Source organism: Pseudomonas sp. MPR-R2A5 (genome assembly GCF_058793055.1).
Genome location: NZ_JBXAFK010000035.1, coordinates 22,012 through 41,653 on the forward strand (window position 1 = coordinate 22,012; position 19,642 = coordinate 41,653).

General features: G+C 59.7%; 33 protein-coding genes. 20 read left to right on the plus strand and 13 right to left on the minus strand.

Going from position 1 to position 19,642, the window contains the following annotated elements; genetic code table 11:
• Window positions 1-157: 157 nt before the first annotated feature.
• The 13 genes from AC1Q6I_RS22920 to AC1Q6I_RS22980 form a co-directional block, all read right to left on the minus strand.
• The gene (locus tag AC1Q6I_RS22920) at window positions 158-322 is read right to left on the minus strand and encodes a hypothetical protein (RefSeq protein ID WP_154220638.1); all 165 of its coding nucleotides are present in this window, start codon (window positions 320-322) and stop codon (window positions 158-160) included.
• Window positions 323-456: 134 nt separating this feature from the next.
• On the minus strand, window positions 457-1,059 hold the full coding sequence (locus AC1Q6I_RS22925; protein ID WP_256581288.1) for a hypothetical protein: 603 nt from the start codon (window positions 1,057-1,059) through the stop codon (window positions 457-459).
• Complete coding sequence (locus AC1Q6I_RS22930; protein WP_102624715.1) at window positions 1,056-1,655, minus strand: recombination protein NinG; 600 nt, start codon at window positions 1,653-1,655, stop codon at window positions 1,056-1,058. Before AC1Q6I_RS22930 ends, AC1Q6I_RS22925 begins: the two co-directional genes overlap by 4 nt.
• Window positions 1,655-1,969, minus strand: a complete 315-nt coding sequence (locus AC1Q6I_RS22935; protein WP_371858350.1) for a recombination protein NinB — start codon at window positions 1,967-1,969, stop codon at window positions 1,655-1,657. Before AC1Q6I_RS22935 ends, AC1Q6I_RS22930 begins: the two co-directional genes overlap by 1 nt.
• A gap of 484 nt (window positions 1,970-2,453) precedes the next feature.
• On the minus strand, window positions 2,454-2,924 hold the full coding sequence (locus AC1Q6I_RS22940; protein ID WP_102624712.1) for a hypothetical protein: 471 nt from the start codon (window positions 2,922-2,924) through the stop codon (window positions 2,454-2,456).
• A 142-nt stretch (window positions 2,925-3,066) separates the two neighbouring features.
• Complete coding sequence (locus AC1Q6I_RS22945; RefSeq protein WP_102624711.1) at window positions 3,067-3,711, minus strand: hypothetical protein; 645 nt, start codon at window positions 3,709-3,711, stop codon at window positions 3,067-3,069.
• Window positions 3,708-4,037 (minus strand): XkdD/Y8K6 family phage-associated protein, encoded by a 330-nt coding sequence (locus AC1Q6I_RS22950; protein WP_102624710.1) that lies wholly within the window; start codon window positions 4,035-4,037, stop codon window positions 3,708-3,710. Before AC1Q6I_RS22950 ends, AC1Q6I_RS22945 begins: the two co-directional genes overlap by 4 nt.
• Complete coding sequence (locus AC1Q6I_RS22955; protein ID WP_102624709.1) at window positions 4,034-4,222, minus strand: DUF1382 family protein; 189 nt, start codon at window positions 4,220-4,222, stop codon at window positions 4,034-4,036. Before AC1Q6I_RS22955 ends, AC1Q6I_RS22950 begins: the two co-directional genes overlap by 4 nt.
• A complete protein-coding gene (locus AC1Q6I_RS22960) occupies window positions 4,219-4,992 on the minus strand; it encodes a hypothetical protein (protein ID WP_256581640.1) in 774 nt (257 codons plus the stop codon). The genes AC1Q6I_RS22955 and AC1Q6I_RS22960 overlap by 4 nt, the downstream gene beginning before the upstream one ends.
• Before the next feature lies 1 nt (window position 4,993).
• Window positions 4,994-5,905, minus strand: coding sequence for a helix-turn-helix domain-containing protein (locus AC1Q6I_RS22965; protein ID WP_102624707.1), 912 nt, complete (start codon window positions 5,903-5,905; stop codon window positions 4,994-4,996).
• A complete protein-coding gene (locus tag AC1Q6I_RS22970; protein WP_102624706.1) occupies window positions 5,902-6,699 on the minus strand; it encodes a phage antirepressor protein in 798 nt (265 codons plus the stop codon). The genes AC1Q6I_RS22965 and AC1Q6I_RS22970 overlap by 4 nt, the downstream gene beginning before the upstream one ends.
• Window positions 6,700-7,033: 334 nt before the next feature.
• Entirely contained in the window at window positions 7,034-7,225 is a 192-nt protein-coding gene (locus AC1Q6I_RS22975) for a hypothetical protein (protein WP_058410615.1), read from the minus strand.
• Window positions 7,226-7,254: 29 nt separating this feature from the next.
• Window positions 7,255-7,458: a helix-turn-helix domain-containing protein gene (locus AC1Q6I_RS22980; RefSeq protein WP_095040228.1), complete on the minus strand. Its 204-nt coding sequence runs from the start codon at window positions 7,456-7,458 to the stop codon at window positions 7,255-7,257.
• 99 nt (window positions 7,459-7,557) lie between these two features.
• On the opposite strand from AC1Q6I_RS22980, the gene AC1Q6I_RS22985 reads away from it, so the two are divergent.
• From AC1Q6I_RS22985 to AC1Q6I_RS23080, 20 genes are all read left to right on the plus strand, one after another.
• Entirely contained in the window at window positions 7,558-8,214 is a 657-nt protein-coding gene (locus tag AC1Q6I_RS22985; protein WP_102624705.1) for a LexA family protein, read from the plus strand.
• A gap of 79 nt (window positions 8,215-8,293) precedes the next feature.
• Window positions 8,294-8,845: a hypothetical protein gene (locus AC1Q6I_RS22990; RefSeq protein ID WP_102650804.1), complete on the plus strand. Its 552-nt coding sequence runs from the start codon at window positions 8,294-8,296 to the stop codon at window positions 8,843-8,845.
• A gap of 471 nt (window positions 8,846-9,316) precedes the next feature.
• Window positions 9,317-9,799, plus strand: a complete 483-nt coding sequence (locus tag AC1Q6I_RS22995; RefSeq protein WP_102624703.1) for an Lcl C-terminal domain-containing protein — start codon at window positions 9,317-9,319, stop codon at window positions 9,797-9,799.
• 192 nt (window positions 9,800-9,991) lie between these two features.
• Window positions 9,992-10,198, plus strand: coding sequence for a hypothetical protein (locus tag AC1Q6I_RS23000; RefSeq protein ID WP_102624702.1), 207 nt, complete (start codon window positions 9,992-9,994; stop codon window positions 10,196-10,198).
• A 30-nt stretch (window positions 10,199-10,228) separates the two neighbouring features.
• A complete protein-coding gene (locus AC1Q6I_RS23005) occupies window positions 10,229-10,489 on the plus strand; it encodes a DUF551 domain-containing protein (protein WP_102624701.1) in 261 nt (86 codons plus the stop codon).
• Between the two features lie 21 nt (window positions 10,490-10,510).
• Window positions 10,511-10,687, plus strand: a complete 177-nt coding sequence (locus AC1Q6I_RS23010; protein ID WP_158244439.1) for a hypothetical protein — start codon at window positions 10,511-10,513, stop codon at window positions 10,685-10,687.
• Window positions 10,684-11,121, plus strand: coding sequence for a hypothetical protein (locus AC1Q6I_RS23015; protein ID WP_102624700.1), 438 nt, complete (start codon window positions 10,684-10,686; stop codon window positions 11,119-11,121). Before AC1Q6I_RS23010 ends, AC1Q6I_RS23015 begins: the two co-directional genes overlap by 4 nt.
• On the plus strand, window positions 11,118-11,303 hold the full coding sequence (locus tag AC1Q6I_RS23020; protein ID WP_016969320.1) for a hypothetical protein: 186 nt from the start codon (window positions 11,118-11,120) through the stop codon (window positions 11,301-11,303). The genes AC1Q6I_RS23015 and AC1Q6I_RS23020 overlap by 4 nt, the downstream gene beginning before the upstream one ends.
• A complete protein-coding gene (locus tag AC1Q6I_RS23025; protein WP_102624699.1) occupies window positions 11,300-11,494 on the plus strand; it encodes a hypothetical protein in 195 nt (64 codons plus the stop codon). The genes AC1Q6I_RS23020 and AC1Q6I_RS23025 overlap by 4 nt, the downstream gene beginning before the upstream one ends.
• A 407-nt stretch (window positions 11,495-11,901) precedes the next feature.
• The gene (gene bet / locus AC1Q6I_RS23030; RefSeq protein WP_102624698.1) at window positions 11,902-12,708 is read left to right on the plus strand and encodes a phage recombination protein Bet; all 807 of its coding nucleotides are present in this window, start codon (window positions 11,902-11,904) and stop codon (window positions 12,706-12,708) included.
• A complete protein-coding gene (locus tag AC1Q6I_RS23035) occupies window positions 12,705-14,333 on the plus strand; it encodes a YqaJ viral recombinase family protein (RefSeq protein WP_102624697.1) in 1,629 nt (542 codons plus the stop codon). The genes bet and AC1Q6I_RS23035 overlap by 4 nt, the downstream gene beginning before the upstream one ends.
• Window positions 14,330-14,572: a hypothetical protein gene (locus AC1Q6I_RS23040; RefSeq protein ID WP_102624696.1), complete on the plus strand. Its 243-nt coding sequence runs from the start codon at window positions 14,330-14,332 to the stop codon at window positions 14,570-14,572. The genes AC1Q6I_RS23035 and AC1Q6I_RS23040 overlap by 4 nt, the downstream gene beginning before the upstream one ends.
• Complete coding sequence (locus AC1Q6I_RS23045; protein ID WP_102624695.1) at window positions 14,569-15,039, plus strand: hypothetical protein; 471 nt, start codon at window positions 14,569-14,571, stop codon at window positions 15,037-15,039. Before AC1Q6I_RS23040 ends, AC1Q6I_RS23045 begins: the two co-directional genes overlap by 4 nt.
• Window positions 15,040-15,108: 69 nt before the next feature.
• A complete protein-coding gene (locus tag AC1Q6I_RS23050; protein WP_102624694.1) occupies window positions 15,109-15,420 on the plus strand; it encodes a hypothetical protein in 312 nt (103 codons plus the stop codon).
• A gap of 51 nt (window positions 15,421-15,471) precedes the next feature.
• A complete protein-coding gene (locus AC1Q6I_RS23055) occupies window positions 15,472-16,065 on the plus strand; it encodes an Lcl C-terminal domain-containing protein (RefSeq protein WP_102624693.1) in 594 nt (197 codons plus the stop codon).
• Between the two features lie 79 nt (window positions 16,066-16,144).
• The gene (locus AC1Q6I_RS23060) at window positions 16,145-16,765 is read left to right on the plus strand and encodes an Lcl C-terminal domain-containing protein (protein WP_102624692.1); all 621 of its coding nucleotides are present in this window, start codon (window positions 16,145-16,147) and stop codon (window positions 16,763-16,765) included.
• A gap of 54 nt (window positions 16,766-16,819) precedes the next feature.
• Complete coding sequence (locus AC1Q6I_RS23065; RefSeq protein WP_102624691.1) at window positions 16,820-17,176, plus strand: four helix bundle protein; 357 nt, start codon at window positions 16,820-16,822, stop codon at window positions 17,174-17,176.
• A 212-nt stretch (window positions 17,177-17,388) separates the two neighbouring features.
• Window positions 17,389-18,549, plus strand: coding sequence for an RNA-directed DNA polymerase (locus AC1Q6I_RS23070; RefSeq protein WP_256581289.1), 1,161 nt, complete (start codon window positions 17,389-17,391; stop codon window positions 18,547-18,549).
• A gap of 43 nt (window positions 18,550-18,592) precedes the next feature.
• Window positions 18,593-19,150, plus strand: a complete 558-nt coding sequence (locus tag AC1Q6I_RS23075) for a hypothetical protein (RefSeq protein ID WP_102624689.1) — start codon at window positions 18,593-18,595, stop codon at window positions 19,148-19,150.
• 10 nt (window positions 19,151-19,160) lie between these two features.
• Window positions 19,161-19,535 (plus strand): hypothetical protein, encoded by a 375-nt coding sequence (locus tag AC1Q6I_RS23080; RefSeq protein WP_102624688.1) that lies wholly within the window; start codon window positions 19,161-19,163, stop codon window positions 19,533-19,535.
• The last annotated feature ends 107 nt before the right edge of the window (window positions 19,536-19,642 follow it).

Sequence of the window (19,642 nt, forward strand, 5' to 3'; positions counted from 1 at the left end):
ACACCCCAATGCATCGATCTCGCAGTTCTTGTCTCGCGCCACCCTGGAAGCACAGTGAGGTCAGGGTGCGCGGGCTGCCGGTGTTGATTCCGTACGTCGCACTACCCGGCTATCGACGTCCAGGCCTTCCGTGAGGCTGCCCTGGTTACAGGTGAAACTACAGATTCTTTTTGTGGATCCGCCAACCCATGGCGACACCGGGATGCAAATACTCGCCGGTGCGTGGATGGCGCGAGAAGTCGGTCTCGCCAACTTGGCGTGCGACCGCCTCCCATGCCGTTCTGGCGCGCTCCAGCAGATTGCTTTTGGCTTTCAGCTTCACGTACACCTCCAGAAGGTTGGATTCAAGGCAATAAAAAACCCGGCTCGATGGCCGGGTTTTCTTGGATCAGTGATTAAGTTGCCGAAGGCAAAATTATCAGGATGGCGAAATAGTGCCAAAACGCCGACATGGCGTCAAGCAGCTTCCTTCATCATTTTTATTGCACTCGAAACCGGCACCAGCGCCTCCTTATCCAGCCAGTTGCACGCGTCGAAACAGTGACCCACAAAATCCCCCCAATCCCTCGCCCACTGATCACCTGGTAGTTCGATGCCGTAGGTGTCGTATATCCATACCCGAAGCTTGAACACGGTCGGCAGCGGGTCGACTCCCTCACCCTGACCACCCTGATTTATTCGACGGTACCGGTGAAGGATGGCCGCGCACACATACCGGGCGCGCATCATCTTGGCGGCGGACATCACAGCGAGCCGAGAGGAATTCTGGTAGGCAACCTGAAACAACAAGTCCTCGGCTTCATCCTTCTCGTCGTCCGTGGCGATCGGGCTGTACATGTGGTTGCCGAATGCGCGTAGGTCATCCGGCAGTGACGCTATAGCGTGCTGGATACGTGCCGAGATCGATTGCTGCATCGCGTGCCGGCTGTTCACCGACTTCTCGGTCTTCTGCACCGAGCAGCCAAGAAGGCCGATCTGCTCAATGTGGGATCCCTGGCTGTCCCACGGGGTGTACAGCGCGTCATGCCATGCGAGCCGCGCCGAATTGAGTTTCATCATGCTGCATCGCCCCTCTTCAGTTCGCGGGTCTTGGCACGGTAATCGGCCTTGATGGCCTTGATCTCATCCACGGTGTACTTGCGCACGCTCTGGTCGGATTCCAGTGCGTCGACCGCCTCCTGGCCAATGCGCGCGATCAGGCCAATCCGGTAGTCCACCGCGTTGCCGGAGAGGAACCGGTTATCCTGCTTGCTCTGTGCGTGGCAGTTGCGCTCATCGAAGCGCAGGTGCGGCGCAGAGCCGACGCTGCGGTAATGGCCGGCATCTACTGCGTTACCGCTCCAGTCCAACGGCTTGCCGCTGGAGATGCAGAGGTGACCGGCAGCCTGGTCCCGGGTGCGGATGTACTCGTTGAACGCCTGCTGTGCTTCGCGCATGTGGTCGCCGCGACTTTTCAGGGCCTCTTTACGTACCTTGATGTCGGCGCGGCCAACCTGGGCCAGCGACTTGCGCGCCTTCGCCTGGTTCACGTCCTTGATGGCAAGGCCGCACTTTGGACTGCACACCGCCTGCCCGAGGCGCTGCGGGACGAATGAGGCCCTGCATTCGGGGTTTTTACAGGTCTTGGGCTTTGGTTGTTTACGTTCGATCGTCATCAGTAGCGCCCTCCCCAATTATCCTTTTGCGTCCACCGCACATGGTGCTCGGCGCCGAAGCAATGCACCCACTCGATCAACTCGCCGCACTGCTTCACGGTGAGCTTGCTGGTGCGCTCGTAGATGACGTCGAAGCCGTGACCGTCTACCGCCGGTATCATCTGCGGCTGATCGCCCGACTCGCGCAGCCAGGCGGCCGTCAGTAGTCGCTTCCAGATCAGGACATCCCACTTCTTGCCGGCGTGCTCGACCTGGGCGGCGATATCGGCCAGCGCCTTGCGCGCCTTCGGCTCATGCCGTGGGGCGTCGATCATTGCGCAGGCTTGGCTGCACACCGCCTGGCCCATACGCGAAGGCACGAATAAGGCCCTGCACGTAGCGACGCGGCATTTCTTCGGCTTGGCCGGCTTCCGTTCGATGGTCATATAAGGAACTCCCGAGTCTCACACTGCTTTCCGGTCCTGCGGATGAATTCCTTGCGCTTGGAAACTGCCATCAGATAGCACTGCTGGCAGGACGCATCCGGTGCAGCTTGCCAAATGGCCTTAGCTCTGCGGACAACGTAATTCCCGCACTGACAACGGCATGACCACCGCCCCTTCCCCTGACCAATCCATCCAGACACAACCAATCGACCGAATCTTCTACCGACGAGGTTTTCCATGCCTTCGGGCAATTCCTTTATGGGGATAGGCAGGGATGAGCAAACCTCGGTCTCAAGCCCTCGATATTCGAATGACTCACCACGCGAAACCACTCTTGCCGCCAAGGAGTTCACTGGGCGCTCATGTCCACTTTTCATGCTGCCTCCTGGCTAAGCAGGTCAGAGAAGTACACGCCCTGCGGTGCAAAGCGCGCGACGATGCGATCGGTGTATGCGATGCCCTGGGCGCGATTGAACAGGCTGGTCACCGGGAAACCGTCAGGGCCGAAGAGCTTGCACTCCCCCATCATGGCCAGCTTCGTTTCGTACGGCAGGTGACGCATCACCCGGTACCACTCAGCCTGAAACCCAGCGTCCTCGTTCAGCAGGATCTGCACGCCAATGTGCAGCTTGCAGTAGCTCCGGGCGTCGGCGGCGTCACCGATCTGGGTCATCTCGGCGATGCGCTTGTACATCGCGAACCACAGGCGGTTCTGGTCCAGCGTGCGGTCCTTTCCAGGGCGAAGGCTCACCACCACGAAGTGCTTGTCCTCGAACATCTTGGACATGCGGGTGATGGCCTCGGTGAGCATGGAGCGGCAGTTAACGCTGATTCGGTCAGCCATCATTTGCCATCCCGCAACAGCTTGAACACTTCTGCGGCCGCATCGCGCCGATCAGGCTCAACCATTCCGCGACCACCGCACAGGCCACACCAGCGGCGCTCAAGGTCATACCCGCGACATTTTGGGCAAGGTCGTACTGGAGTCATGACTGCTCTCCCTTGACCATGGCGGCGCCGATCTGGCCGGATCGAGTCTCTGGCAGGTCCGCTTGAGCCGTAAACCTCATGTTCGGGCAAGGCAGCCCACCCATCCCGTAGTGATACCCGCCGCATGCCAGGCACTTGGTATCCTGCCCGGCCAGCGGCGCCCCCTTGAACGGTGACATGTCGTCGATACGCTTGCGCAGCGCCTCGATCTCGGCCTTGAGCTGGTCGCGCTCGGCGGTGGCGTCAATCAACTTGGCTGCATTGCAATCGCATTGGCCGCGCCATTCGCCGACGATGTCATGCACATCACCAGTGTCCCCGCAGCTCCAGCAAGAAGGCCCGTTACGCCAAACCTCAAGCTCTTGCGCAAGATCACGTTCGGTCGTGCTCCGCAACGTCTTCAGGCGCTCGTTCTCGGCGATCATGGCCAGGACCGTGGCTGGCGTAACAGCACAGAGGAACTTTGCTTTGGCTTCTCGGTCAGGGCATGGACCGGGATGTTTGGCGCTCTTGGTGCGCAGGGTGGCGATGTAGCCGTGGTCATCACGGATCGCCCACTCGCACCAATTCTCTTGGATGGCGCGCCAATTCAAATCGCCGCAAGCCTCAGCCAGCCGCTTCAGTTCGGTGTAGTCGGTCATAGCTCAGCCTCATCATCAAAGTCAGACGGGGTTCCAGCCTTCGCCAGCGCAACAACCTTCTCGGCCCGCTCTACCAGCTCGGGGTACTGATCGTTCCAGTTCTGCTTGTAGGCCTTGGCCATCAGCTCTTCCAGCATTGCGAGCATTTGCGGGGCAGTTCGGATCAGGTAGGCGTTGGCCCACGACTCTTCGGCGATCACGAACTTGATACCGTTGTGGTCCATCGCGCCAATCGTGGCTATCTCAAGCGGCTCACCGTCTCGCTCTACGCTGATGCAGTAGTCCTGGCGATCTACCAGCCATTCTTCTTTTGTGTGATTGCTCATGCCCGCTTCTCCCCTGCTTCTGCGATCAATGCCATGCGCTCCAGGCGCTCGGCGGCCTGGCTGGCCAGATTCATGCCGTCAGCCTCATCCACCACCGGCATGCACACGAAACGGATTCCGTGCTTGACCAGGGTGTTGGCCACCTCAATGGATTGGCGTAGCTGTGCTGGGTTTGCTCGTTTCATGTCCGTTGCTCCAATTCCTGGGCCTGCTTGATCAGCAATGCGCGGCGATCTGCCAATTCGTTGGCCGCGGCAATCCGCATTTCGGTTTTCCGTTCGGCGCTGGCCATTCGCATTTCCATCATTGAGTTCTTGACCAGTTCCAGCTTCTTGCGCAGTACAGGCGCTGGCTGAGTGACGTTGCCAGTCAGCAGACCTGCAATGGCACGACCATCCTCGGTGATCGGCTCAACGCTAAGGTCTGCCAGGTACTTCTGGGCGTGTTCGCGGGGAATGCGCTTCAGCTCCATTGCCTTGGTCACAGCCTGAATTCGGCGGTTGGCGTCGAAGCCTACCGACACATGCCAGTTGACTGGTTTCGCATCCTCGCGGGCCTGGCCCACGAACCGCTGGTAGGCGTCGATGAAGGCCATGCGCGCGCCGATTTTGTCGCCGCCATCCAAGATGGGTTTCGCAGCGGCCAGGGCCAGCTGGATTTCGTCGGTCAGGACAACGGTTTCGTACTCGTCGTTGGTGGTCATGGCGATTGCCCATGCCTCGTCCTTCCCAGGGCGGCCGTCGGAGGTCTGGACACGCTGCAGGATGTCAGCCATAGCCAGCTTGCCCTTCACTTCGAAGCGGCACGCCTTCAGCGCCGCCTTGACGACGGGCACCGGGTAGGCGCAAAGGTCTTCGGCCATCATCGCCGCCGTACCGGGGTTCATTTCCTGCCCCATGGCCTCGGCCGTTGCGCAGATGGCAGCGGCCAGCCCGGCAACCTGTTGGTCGTTCATTTCAGAGGTATTCATTGCGGTCACCTGCTTGGCGTTTTGCCAGAACCATCTGGGCGGCCTGCTCGGCTGCGGAGAGGTTTGCCTCAGTCCGTTCCATCTGGCGGGCGGTTGTGCCGTTGATGCGCTGCCCGGTCACCCACTGCGTGTGGTAGCTCTCGGCGTTGGCCAGCAGTTCGTTGAGGCTGTGGCACTTGCGCAGGACGGCTGCATCGCTGGTTTTCAGGAAGTGGGCGGCGACGTGGTGGGCGACATCGGAGCCGAGGCGATCGACCAGCAGCGCCGTCTGCTTGCCGGTCTTGGCGTTCCACACCGGCCAGGCACCGTAGCGCTTGCGGTAGGCCATGGCGTAGTTGGCCCAGACCTTGAAAGTTTTGCAGGCCTGGTCTTTGGGGCCAGGCATGTCGGCGGGGATCTCAACTCGTGGCTGCTGGGGAACGAATGGCACGACCTGTCCCGTCACGACCTTGGCGGAAGCCTGGGGCGTAATTGGTTCAATGACCGGTTCCATGACTGGTTCAAGAGAGTTACTGATTCTGGGTGCAGCTGCTGCACTACCCCCTGGTGCAGGAGATTCACTAGGGGGTGAACCTGCTGCACTACCCTGGTGAATCTGCTGCACTACCCCTGGTGCAGGAGGTGCACCACCATCAAGAGTGAGGAAGTAAACGTTCGACGAGTTCCCTTTAGGGCCACCCTTTCGGATTTCCTTTCGCAACAAGCCGGCCTCACACAGGGCGGCGATGTGGTTCATTACTGAGCGCTTGCTGATCTCGCACTGGTCAGCGACATGCTGATAGGACGGCCAGCACTCACCTATGTCGCTAGCGTTGTCAGCCAGCTTGATCAGGACAAGCTTGCGCAATGGATTGCCGACGCGAAGCTTCATCGCGGCGACCATAAGGCCCATGCTCACGCGGCACCTCGCACTGCTTTGTCGTGGGTAAACAGGCCGTCCCAGGTCTTCTTCATGGGCAGTTCGCCGGCCAGGTACAGGTCGTACAGGCGGGTGGCGCCCTTCTTCAGGAGGATGGGTGTGTAGGAGATGAATGGGTCTTTGCCGTGCGGAGTGACTTCAACCTGGTGCTCGGTCATGTACTTGTCGCGGGCGTACGAGCCGACACGGTGGCGCACGCCGGACTTGCTCTCGTTGTAGAGCCAGCTGCGCGACTCCAGGTAATTCCCCACCTGCATGACGTTGACCCCATTGAGTCCCTTGCAGAATTGGGTGTGGGTCATGCCCTCCTTGAACAGGTTCTCCAGGGAATGGATCTTCGTGGCCTGCTGCTCGACCTGGGCAGTGAGCATCAAGCGGGCCTTTTCAGACTCCATGGCGATCTGCAGGATCTGGATGGTGGAGAGCTCTGGCGCCTCCAGTGCGTTGATCTTGGCGACTACGCTGCGGCGAACTGCCTTCGACTCACGCATGGAAACCAGGAGGCATTGATCCTTCGTCAGCATCAGTCCCTCGGAGGCTGGGCCGCGCTGATTTCTTACTACGAAAGTTTCGTAGTATTCGCCGTCGAGCTCATCCCGGCACCGGGCGGTGAAATCATTGCGCCGAACCTCACTTTCTCCGAACTCTGCGCGTGCGGAGTTGACAAGCTCAAGCAGATCAAAGCTGCTCATCTTTTCCCGCGCCACGTTTTCAGATGTAGCAAAACGTGGCGCGGATGCGTTGGTGTTGACGATTGATTGGGGAATAGGCATTATTCGCTCCAGTTCGTTGTTGCAAGCGCTGTAAAAAGAACCGACCTAGCCCGTCGGTTTTTTTGTGCCTGCGATTTGGTTGATGGGTGTTTCATTGGCAGTTCCTCATGAGTCCCTGAGGGGCTTATTGGCCCTTCCGTCCTATGGAAGCGACGTTGCTCCGGCTCTTTGGTGGACGAGTCATTCGGTCCATCGCCCGGTTCATGATTGTTGCGGCCATCTCTTCTGGTGTTACCCCGTTGCGTCTGGCCAATAGCTCCAGATCAGCGAGTCCCTGCCAGTCGAGCTGGATTTCCAGCGGTTTTCTTTCAGGCACAGGGCCTCCTCGGCTACTTCAGGCCACGTCTGTTTTCGCGTTAAGCTCTTCCATCATCTGGTTCAGGCCGCGCTCCAGGATTTCGCGAGCGAGCACGGCTTTCTGGGTCCGCTGAAAGCGCGCCATAGCCGTAAGCAAGTCATCGGCGACCTCGTCCAGGCGAACCTTGGTCGGCTTGTCGTGGAGGTGGTCAGGTGCGAAGTACGACATCTGTGTTTCCTTGTGTGATTGGAATGGGTTTAAGCGGCTTGGAATTCGGTGTTCTTCGCGGTCTTCTCACGCTCAGCAAGCAGCAGCTCGATTGCCTTGCCGGTGCTGTAGCCGACCATCGTCCCGCTGGTTGCGCGGGAGATCGTGGCCTGCGTGGTGCCGCAGTGTTCAGCTACTTCTGTCTGCGACAGCCCGAGCTGGAAAAGGCGATTCAACATCTCTTGAACTGTCATGACTGGAATCCTATGAGGTTTTGCATGACAAATCATACGAATATGCATTGCGCCATGCAATAGAATTCTCATAATCCGCATTCGTATATTTGGTGAGTAATGGATATCGCTGGGCGCATACGCGCAAAAATGGCCGACGCGGGGCTGAACGAGACCCAGCTCGGCAAGAGGTCATCTGTTCCTCAACCCACCATCAACCGGATACTTTCCGGCGAGAGTGCGAGCCCTCGAATGCCAACTATTGCCAAGCTGGCCAGGGCTTTAAAAGTTTCTCCGGAGTGGCTCATGTACGGCACAGGTGACGAAACTTTTGACGCTAACGTGGAAGCGGCCCCAGGGCCGAACAGGTACTACGAATACCCAGAAATAAGCTGGGTGCAGGCAGGGGTTGCAGCGGAGGCAATGGACTTGTTCAACGTAGGCGACTTTGAGGCGATGCACCCGTCTGACGCCTGGGCCGGGCCAAATGGCTTCTGGCTCAAGGTGAAGGGGCCATCGATGACGTCCACCAACGGTATGAGCTTCAGCGAAGGGATGCTGATCCTGGTGGCGCCAGGCGGCGACGTGGAAAACGGCCAGTACGTCGTGGCCAAGCTGATCGACACCAACGAAGCCACCTTCAAACAGTTTATCTGGGATTCCGGCAGGGCCTACCTCAAGCCACTGAATCCGGCCTTCCCCACCGTTGAAGTGGACGACACCTGGTCGGTGGTTGGCCGCGTCGTGGACGCTAAGTGGCCGCGCTCCGTGCTATAGCGCCGCGCCCCGGCAGAACTGCATAGCAAAACGACCTACAATGCATGCTCAACTGTTGAGCAATGGTGTGGGTCGCGTCATGAAGAATATCCCCCTGCTGATCGCCCTTCTTTCGCCAGGCGCCGCGCTCGCGGCCGCCTGTGATATGTCGGAGCTTCGCGATATCGACCGCCAGTACTTGGCAAGTGCACCTGCCTGCGTTGCCAGTGGCGACTATGGCAGCGCTGCATGCACCTCCATCGGCGAGCTCAATCTGAGATCAAACCAGGCAGCCGCGTCGATGAAGGCTCTGCGGTGCGACGATTCTGGCTACGTCGAAAATCCTGACCTTGCACCCTTGAGGCTTCAGGTGATCTCGCTTCAGCGCCAGACAGAAAAGGCCCAGACCCGCGATCCGAAATTCGCCGACAACGGATCAGCTATCTGCACCACGCTGATGGCCGACATCGCTAGCAAATACGACCTTCTCAACCTGAAGCTCATACCGAACAAGGCTGACGTCTCGTCCTTCTATCCGATTGTCCCATGCTCATACGAGGCGATACGTCCGACGGTGAGCGGGAACATACCGGTGGTGGTTCAGGCCCAGCTAAATCAGTCGAATAAGCGATACCGAATCTCAATACGCTGACTCATTACTGAGCCAACTGAGCCCGCCGAGCGCGGGCTTTTTTACGCCCACGAAAAATATTATGCATAAACGTATTGACGTAAATTATGAGGATTCGTATAGTCCACCCATCGCAGCGACTTACGAGGGACTGCGAAGGGCCTCACAGCCTGCTCCGACTCGGAGTCGCTCTTTACACAACCTGACGTGACCCAACGACGTACCGGCAACCCCGGTGGTGAGAAAGCTAAACCGTCGTCCATGCAGCCTCTGGTAGCTGCCGTACTCCCACATGTGAGTACGCGAAACCACGCAAGCCAGCCGGGAAGAACACCGTCCACGAAATGTGTGACCTGGCCAGAGATATGAATCGGGCGATGCGCGTGGTGGAGAAACGAACTACCGAGGATTTCTCGGGGGTTCAACTGGACAGCATCACTGAGCAGCCTTCTCGCGAGGGCTGCTTGGGATGACAACCAACGAGGAATAACCATGCAAGCAGCAGAGCAACAACAACTCACCATCCCTGAAATCGGCGCTGTATGGCCTGGACAGGGCGGCATCTACGCCGGCTTCATCCCGGTCCGTAACGGCGCCCAGGGCTACCACCTGGTTCTGGGTGATGAGCTGGGCAGTTTTGAGTGGGGCCAGTATGGCGATGAGTCGCCGGCCACAAGTCTGATCGATGGTCGGGCGAACACCGAAGCCCTGGTTAACGCTGACGGCGAATACCCGGCTGCGATTGCCGCATACGAACACATCGCCGAAGGGCATGGTGACTTCTACCTACCCGCTGCCGCCGAACTGTACGAGATCTGGCTAAACCTGAATGGAAAGTTGGCCGGCTGGGTGTGGTCGAGTTCGCAGCGCTCAGCCGACCTCGCATTCTACATGGGCTTCGCTGGTGGCAGTCAGTACGACTTCGTCAAGAACCTCGAGCTCCGTGTCCGCCCCGTCCGCAGATTCATTCAGTAATTCGTTTATTGCTTTTCATGCAGGTGATTCCTGGGCCTACGGGCATCCGTAGCCAGACCAGAAGCGTCCGAGGTAGCGCTCGGCGCCTGCACCCTTTCCCGCCTCTACCCGTCAGCACTCCCCCCGTGCCCATCGGCAACCAGCGGGAGGAAGGAGTGTTGAACGAATACAGGTGAACCAAAGGAACGAGTCATGAACTTCCAGCCGCCAGACCCAACCGATTACGGACACTGCCTGACCTGCAACCGAGTCATCCATGTCGACGAAAAGCGCGGCGATAACTGCATTGAGTGTGACGACCAAGAAGCCAGCGACGGCGCCGATGAAAACGGGGTTCACCCTGCTGTTTCTGAGGACGGTGCCTATCGGTTCAACCCGTTGACCGGTCATCACGAATAACCCGCCTAACCCCAAACACTGGAGGTCGCCATGAGCGAATGGATCAGTGTCAACGACGACCGCAGGCCTGAGCATCGCTGCGACCTGCTGGTTTCCGTGAAGTACATCCGCCGCCATGAAAACGAAGACGGATCTCCGAACGATGAAGAAGGAAATGAAGTGGCAATGGGCGAGTACGTGCCCGTTTGCAACAGCCGAGACCTTTCCTACTTCGACAGCTACAGCTCCCCGCACGGCGATGACTGGTGGATCACCCACTGGATGCCACTACCTTCCCCGCCCACCGACTGACCCGCCACCCTGGAGGCAACCATGGCCGAAGAGCTTGTAGCTCACGTTTGCAAGATCTGCGGCAGTGCCTGGCCTACGAGGAAAAAGGCAAAGCTGCACGTCAACCTCAAACACCGCGACCGCGTCTACGCCCAGCACGGGCCAGGGCAGCACGTCGATTACCTGTGGCTGGACCTGGAACACTGGAGGCGACCATGAACGCAGCATTGAAGATATGCCAGGAGCGTTACGACGCTCAGTTGCCTCCAGAGGTCAGCGAGGCGAGCGCGGAACAGGAGTGGCTGGAGCACTCAGCCGAGCAGTTGGTGTGCGGGATGGACATCACCTGGAAGCGGCGCTACGGCCGGCCGCAGGTTGTCACGTTCGACCGGTACTGCACCTACCTGCAAGGCATCCTGAATCAGCGCCAGATCGACGGCCTGGACGAGCGCGACTCGTTCGCCCGCCTGTTCCTATCCTCGATCCTCGGCAGCCAGTCAGATTCACGCGGCCACGCTGCCGACTTAATCGGCCAGCAACACCCAATCGCAGCCGCCGAGAAGATCGCCATCGCGCTGCTCAGGCCATACGCCGCCGACGCGGTGGCAGCAGAGCGGGAAGCGGCCGAGGACGACGTGGATGGTGACCTATGAGCGCACACATCCTGATCGACGAAGCACTCGAAAGCCTCACGCATGCCGCCAGCACGCAGGAAGAGGCGCTAATTGTTCAGCGGATGATCGCCCAGTTCTTGATTGACGAAACGATCACCCTCAAGGAATTCGACCACTACTGCGCACGCCTCAACAAGGTCTCGCGCAAGGAGGCTGCATGACCACCGCACCGGTTAAATCGCTGATCGACGAGCAGATCGACGATATCGAGCGCCGCATTGCCATCCGGGGCTTTGGCCTTCCCTTCAATGAGCTCATCGGCCGCAAGCGTGAGGACCTGGTGCGGGATCTGCCGCAGCGCCTGGCACCGACCATGAAGGGCGGGTGCATTGCGGTGAGGGTTCGGCCATGACGATGATCTGCGGAAACTGTGGACAGACAGGGATTCGATGGGTCGGGCCATTCAGCAATTTGACCCATACCGAGTGCCCGCACTGCGGCGGCACAAACTGCCAATTGGTCGATCAGCCAGAGCCGGACGAGCTTGAAACTGCCACTTGCGGTTGCGGCGCCCAGGGCGAAGTGAACTACGACGACGGAACCGAGCAGCGTTACTACTGCTACAGCGCTTTGCCGATGTGCTCGCCATGACCGCCCACCAGCGCACCCGACGCATGCTCATATGGCGCGGCTCTTTCTCTGCCCTATCCGTCTGCACCTTCCTGATGTTGCTCGGCGCCCTCGCCGATCGAATCACTCAATAACCAACACCTTCAATCGCTGCGAGCATCGCGGCAAGGAATCCCCATGTCCGCAGTAATGAAGCAGGACGACAACACGCCTGCGATGTCGGAGGCCGCACTCGTCGAAGTGCTGAGTAGCAGCCTCTACCCCGGTGCAGAAAAGAACTCAGTCGTGATGGTGTTGGCTTACTGCCAGGCCGCACACCTTGACCCAATGTTGAAGCCGGTACACATCGTCCCGATCTGGAACTCCAAAACGAAAAAGATGCAGGACACGGTGATGCCTGGCATCGGCCTATACCGCATCCAGGCGGCGCGCACCGGCCAGTACGCCGGAATCAGCGAGCCTGAATATGGCCCTCCAGTAACGGCGAAGTTGAGCGGCGTAGAGGTCACGTACCCCGAATGGTGTCGTGTGACTGTCAAGCGGCAGATGAGCAACGGTCTGGTAGCCGAATACACAGCCAACGAGCGCTGGCTTGAAAACTACGCAACAGCCAGCAAGGACACTGCGGCGCCCAACGCCATGTGGAAGCGTCGAGCATTTGCCCAGCTCGCCAAATGCGCCGAAGCCCAGGCCCTGCGCAAAGCTTTTCCTGAAGTCGGATCAGCGCCAACGGCCGACGAGATGGAAGGCAAAGCATTCGAGGAGCCGGCGCGCGATGTCAGCCCTCGACAACACGCCCAGCCTGAACCGGAATCGCTACCCGCCTACTCCGACGACCTACTGACCGAGAACATCGCGAAGTGGCAGCCACTTATCGACTCGAACCGCACCAGCCCCGAACACCTCATTGCGACCATCAGCAGCAAGTACACGCTGAGCCCGGCGCAGATTGAAAAAATCACCAACCTCAAAGCCCTCGATGGAGATGCAGCATGAAAATTCACAACGTAGCTCAAGGCTCCGCCGAGTGGCTGGCCCTTCGCTCTCAGCACTTCACCGCCTCTGAAGCACCAGCAATGATGGGCGCATCGAAGTACCAGACCCGCACAGATCTGCTGGCGGCCAAGAAGACCGGCATCACGCCCGATGTCACGCCATCTCAGCAGTTCATCTTCGACAAAGGCCACGCTACCGAAGCTCTGGCCCGGCCACTAGCTGAGGCATTGATCGGCGAAGAGCTGTATCCGATCGTTGGAACTGAAGGCAACCTGCTGGCATCCATGGATGGCGCCACGATGCTCGGCGAGACGCTGTTCGAACACAAGCTGTGGAACGAGTCGGTCGTGGCCCAGGTGAAAGCCGGCGACCTGGATCCGCATTACTACTGGCAGCTTGAGCAGCAACTGCTGGTCAGTGGCGCAGAGCGAGTGATCTTTGTTTGTTCGGACGGCACGCCGGAAAACTTCGTGCACATGGAATACCGTCCGGTCGCCGGGCGCGCGGCCCAGTTGATCGAAGGCTGGAAACAGTTCGAGGCGGACCTGGCCAACTTCGAGATGGCCGACACGCCTTCAATCGTCGTCGGCAAGGCGCCTGAGGAGCTGCCAGCCTTGCGCATCGAGCTAACCGGCATGGTCACCGCCAGCAACCTGAAGGTGTTTGAAGATTCGGCCCTGGCGGTCATCGACTCGGTGAAAACCACACTCTCTACGGACCAGGACTTCGCCGACGCGAAGAAGGCGGTCAAGTGGTGCGGTGATGTTGAAGAGGCTGTCGCGGTCGCCAAGAAGCAGGCCCTGTCGCAGACCCAAAGCATCGACGAGCTGTTTTCATCGCTGGACCGCATCAGCGCTCATGCCCGCGAAACCCGCCTGAAGGTCGACAAGCTGGTGAAGGCTCAAGAGCTGCTGGTGAAGACCAACATCAAGCAAAAAGCCGAGATCGCCCTGGCGGATCACATAGCCGCAATCAACAAGACCCTTGGCAAAGTCACGCTGCCTCATGTCGTTTCGGACTTTGCCGGCGCCATGAAGAGCAAGCGCACTATCGCCAGCCTTCAGGATGCAGTTGATACCGAGCTGGCCCGGGCGAAGATCGACGCAAGCCAAGCAGCCGATAGCATTCGTTTGAACCTGACCAGTTTGGCTGAGCTCGCCGTTGATCACGCCTTCTTGTTCAGCGATGTGCAGCAACTGGTTACCAAGGCCAATGACGACCTGGTGACGCTGATCAAATTCCGAATCTCCGAACACCAGAAGGTGGAGCGAGAAAAGGCCGAAGCGAAGCGTATCGCCGAAGAGCAGGAAGCGGAACGCTTGGCAGCCATCAAGCCAGAGCCGGTCATAGAGAAAGCGGCGACACCAGAGCCTGTCCGCGCCGCGCCGATCCAGACGACGGCCCTCGTGGCCCAGACCGCAAAGCCAGTATCGAGCAAAGCGGTGGAGCAGGTAACGCTGCAGGCCAACGTGACGGACTTCGAGGCCCTGGTGAAAGCCGTGGCATATGGTCAAGCGCCGATCAGCGTCCTTTCGGTCAACTGGGAAGCGCTCGACGCGATGGTCGCGGCGCAGGGATCAACCTTCAGCATGGCCGGGGTGACACTCGCCAGGGCGGCAGCATGATCAGCAACCTCAAATCAGACATCGAGTTCCGGCGCGAAAAAGCGCTGGAGCTTTCCAGTCAGGTACAACGGCACCTTGCCGCTGGCGGAAAACTCACCATTGGCGATAGTCCGGCGATCAATCCAGACCCGGCCAAGCGCTCGGAAAAGATCGACCCCGAAACCATCCTCAAGCGCCGCAAGCCGCCCATCACAGCGGCAGAACGTAAGGCGCTGCGCAAACTCGCGGAGGCCCTATGAGCAAGCGCAAGCCGCACAACCTCAAAGCCCGCATTGACCGTTCATGCCGGTCGCTGCTGGCTGCCAACCACGTTGCGGTGGTCAATATCGACCCCAGCGGCCGCCAGGGCATGATCAATTACAAGTCGCTCAAGAACATCGCCCCAGGGAAGATTGGCCAGGCGGTCTGCGGCATCCCTCACCGGTGGACGATCTACCTCAGCGCCCTTTGCATCGATGCCCGCGGTGACCGATACAGCAAGTCAGTGGAGGTGGCGCCCGATGGTGTCTACCTCTCCGACCACCTGGAAGACGTAATCGAGCATTGCTACAAGAAGCTGCGGGACGAGGCCAATCAGAGCCAGATGGTGGCTTCGGGCTGGATCGCCATTCCCGAGGCGATATCTCTGGACGAAGCGCACGCAGCACGAATCTTCGAAGCGGTCGGCGCCTGGCGTCAGGTGAAGATCGATTCATGCGCCGCATAGCCCGAACTCAGCAACGCAAACGTCAAACCTGGCTCGCACTGCCGGCCAGCGGAATAGAAGAGGTAGGCCATGGCAGCCGCGCAGAAAGAACGATCAGCAAAGACTGCGGCGAGGCGAAAGACTCGCGGCGAGGAAGAGTTGCGACTCCACACCATGGCCGGCACCCGCCAAGCCCTGGCTGACCTGATGGCCTGGCACGGCATCGAGGAGCAGGGCGAGGCCATGACCTTGATGATTCACCACCTGCACGGCCTTGGCCCAACGGGATCAGCTCAATTCCTCTCCCCTCCGCGACACGAATACGTGATACCCGAAAACGTGTCGGCAAAATTGCAGCTCGCCTACAACCGCGAATCGCTGCGCATCTGCCACGACGAATAACCAAAAAAGCCGATCCCCACGACGGGCTTGGCTCAATCCTGAGGAATACCCATGAAGCCAGAAATGATCACCCTGAAACACGGCGACGCGTCTATCAAGATGCCTGCCTCGGCCTTGGCACAACTGGCAATGGCCAGCGTGTTTGCCCAGGTGCTGCCACCGGCGGCGAACGCTCAAATGTCCGCTCCATGTGTCGCGCCATCCATTGGCGAATACTGGCCAGGCCAGGGCGGCATCAACGCTGGCTTCGTACCGCGGCGTGGCGAGGTTGCAGCCCACTATCTGATTTTCGGCGACAAAGATCTTGGTGAGTTCAAGTGGGGCCGCTACCAGGAAGAATCGCAAGCCACCAGCAAGTGGGATGGCAAAGCCAACACTGATGCGTTGATCGCTGCGGGAGGCCATCCAGCAGCCGAAGCGGCTCGATCATACACAGCAGACGGTCACGAAGATTTTGACTTGCCAGCGGCCGCACAGTTGCATCTGGCCTGGACTCACGACCTGATTACCAAGGGCTACTACTGGTCGAGTTCGCAGCGCTCAGCCAACGACGCATTCGGCATGCACTTCGGTGGTGGCGGTCAGCTCACCACCGGCAAGCTCCTCGAGCTCCGTGTCCGCCCCGTCCGCAGATTCTTTATTTAATCCTTCATCCATTCGTTCTTGATCCGGCACACCAGGGCGCACAGCGCCTTTTTTGTTGCCTTCTAAAAGAGGAAGCACCATGTCCGTAGTTGAGAAAGCAGCACCGGCAGTGACCATCCCGGCCATCGGCCACGCCTACGGCGGCGGTTTCGTCACCGGTATCACCCGCGATCCGGCAACCGGTAAGCGCTCCCTGCACATCACCGCCGGCGCATCGCATGAGCTGGTCGGCAAGTGGGGCGAGTACGGCGAGAAGATCGATGGCGCCGACAGCTTCACCGACAGCCTGGCCAATACCCAGGCCATGGCGGCGGCAGGCAGTGAACTGGCGACGAAGGTGCTGGCCCTGAACATCGAAGGCTTCACCGACTGGGCAATCCCGGCGCACGACGTGCAAGAGCTGCAGTACCGCCACTTCAAGCCGACCACCGAAGAAAACTGGGCAGGCGCCCGCAGCGGTGACAACCCAAACAGCGAGCCCGTAGGCCTGTTGTACAGCGAAGAAGACCCGGCGCAGACCGCACATGCAGCATTCCAGGAAGGCGGCGCCGAAGCCTTCCGCGACACCTGGTACTGGTCATCTTCGCAGCGCTCAGCCGACTACGCATTCTTCATGGGCTTCGATGATGGCCTTCAGAGCTACGACGACAAGTACGGCGAGCTCCGTGTCCGCCCCGTCCGCAGCGAGCTTATTCAGTAATTTGTTCATTTAATCCGGCCGCTTGCGACCGGTTGCTCTTGGAGAGCGAGCCTGATGGCAATGCATACGGACTTGCAGATCTACAAGGCCTCGATGGGGCTTCTGCACATGGCCACAACCATGACCAGGAATATCCCGCGCGACTTGAAGCAGTCGCTTGGTAAGCGAGTGATCGATGAATGCATCGATGTCTTGATGCTGATCGCCCGTGCAAACGCCACACAGGACAAGCGCCCGCACCTGACCCTGCTAGTCGAGAAGGTCCAGGTGGTCGAGTTCCTTATGCGGCTCTTCAAAGACAACCGCTTCATCAGCATCCCGCAACACGCCCAGGCAATTGAGGTAACGGCCTCAATTGGGCGACAAGCCAATGCCTGGAAACGCTCCACCCCAACCGCGCCCGCTACCTGAAGGTTACGGCTTTCTGGTCTGTGCGAATTAAATCTGGTCGTGCCGCTGACCTGATGGGTCACCGCCATGCGCACACGAGATACCGACGGTCTAAAGCGTCCGTGCAGGTCTCGCGCAGTTTCCTTGCTGATCGGCTCTGCCTTCGGCTCGGCGACGTAGATAGCACGATAGGTCGCAGCGCTCAGCCAACAACGCATTCAACATGAACTTCGATGATGGCAATCAGAACAACAACGACAAGAACAACGAGCTCCGTGTCCGCCCCGTCCGCAGATTCGACGTTGGGTCCCTACCCGTTTCAGGATCTGGTACAGGCCTATTACGACTGCCGACGCACCAAGCGCAACAGCGAAAGCGCGCTGGCTTTCGAGATAGACCTGGAGCGGAACCTGATCCAGTTGCACGACGACCTGGTCAGCGGCAATTACCGCCCGGGCCGATCCATTTGCTTCGTGGTCACCCGGCCGAAAGCCCGCGAAGTATGGGCAGCAGCCTTTCGGGACCGCGTCGTCCACCACCTCATGTACAACCATGTGGCACCGCGCTTCTACGCCAGCTTCATAGCGGACAGTTGCGCATGCATTCCAGGCCGAGGCACGCTGTACGCAGCCACGCGCCTTGAGGCGAAGATCCGCAGCGCCTCGCAGAACTGGTCGAAGCCGATCTTCTACCTCAAGTGCGACCTGGCCAACTTCTTCGTCGCCATCGACAAGGCGGTGCTGCTCAAGCAACTGGAGGCCAGAATAGCCGAGCCGTGGTGGTTGGCCCTGGCCACGCAGATCCTCATGCACGACCCGCGAGAGGATTACGAGACCCGCAGCCCGGCGCACCTGTTCAACCGGGTACCGCAGCACAAGCGCCTGGCGGCCCAACCCGCGCGCCTCGGCCTGCCGATCGGCAACCTGTCGTCGCAGTTCTTCGCCAACGTCTACCTCGACGCCCTGGACCAGTTCGCCAAGCACACGCTGCGCGCCAAGCACTACATCCGCTACGTCGACGACTTCGTGTTCCTGCATGAGTCGCCGCAGCAGCTCAACCAGTGGCTGGCTGAGGTCGAAGCATTCCTGCCCAGGCTCGGCGCCAAGCTGAACCCGACCAAGACGATCCTGCAGCCAGTGGATCGCGGCGTAGACTTCGTTGGGCACGTGATCAAGCCTTGGCGGCGCTCGACTCGCAAGCGGTCGCTTGCCCAGGCGCTGAAGCGTACCGCCGCGGCGCCGGCCGAGGATCTGCGCGAGACGGCCAACAGCTACTTCGGCCTGCTCAGCCAGGCCAGCCATAGCCATAACGACCGGGCAGCACTCGCTCGGGTCGTGCTGAAGCGAGGCAACAGCGTAAACGCAGCGCTGACCAAGACCTTCGAGAAGAAGTAACTCCCCACTCCACCGCCCGGGCATGGCCCGGCAAGGACTCCCCATGATCGACTTGTTCTGGCGCATCGTCGCCAAGCTGCTCGCGCGCCCGGCGGTTGCCGCCCGGATCATCGCCCGCGCCCAGCGCACCCCGTACCAACACATCATGTCAGCCGACGGTACCGAGATGTACATGGGCCGCTGGTGGCTGTTCAACCCCTACTCCCGCGAAACGCACAAGTCCGCACTGTGGTGGTGCCCGTGGTCGTTCCGCATCCACCACATCATGCGGCACGACGAAGACCGGGACCTGCACGACCACCCGTGGAACGCCCGCACGGTCATCCTGCGCGGCTGGTATGTGGAACAGCGACTGCTCGATAGCGAAAACCCGGTGTTATCGGGCCTCAACGTCCCTTCAGGCGCCCAGGCCACCGAATACATCGATCGGCGCGCCGGCGACACCGCCCGCCTCAACCACGGCGAGTACCACCGCATCGACCAGATATCACCAGGCGGCGTCTACACCCTCTTCATCACCAGCAAGTGGCGTGGTGACTGGGGCTTTCTGGTAAACGGCGTGAAGGTGCCATGGCGCACCTACACCGGCACAGACAATTGAGGTTCTGAGCATGAGCAAGCCAATTCAAACGGTTGAAGAACTGGACGCCGTGCCGCACTGGCGGCGCAAGCACGCGCTCGCGATCAAAGAGCGTGATGCCCTGAAGGTGAAACTCACCGCAGCGGATGAGCGGTGGGATGAGCTGGTAAGCGCGGTACGGTCAATCAACTATGGTCCGGCCCACAAGATCTCCGTGCCTGGCGACGATGAACCTCAGTACAGGCAGCGCAAGGAGTGGATCGAGTGGGTGCTTGGGCTTTGCGATACGCCACTCAAGCCAGTAGAGGGCGGCGGTTCGGCCTGCAACCAGATACGCGAGGAAAGCGGCCTGCCCATCAACACCCCATGCCAAGCCTGCGGGCGCGGCGCCTGCATTGATCGATGACGCCATGAAAGCCCAACTCCCCGTCTACTGCTGGTGCCTGCTGGCACTGGCACAACTGATTTGCTGAACCCCCTGTAACCCCTCCCCCTTCAAAGTCAGCCGCTATA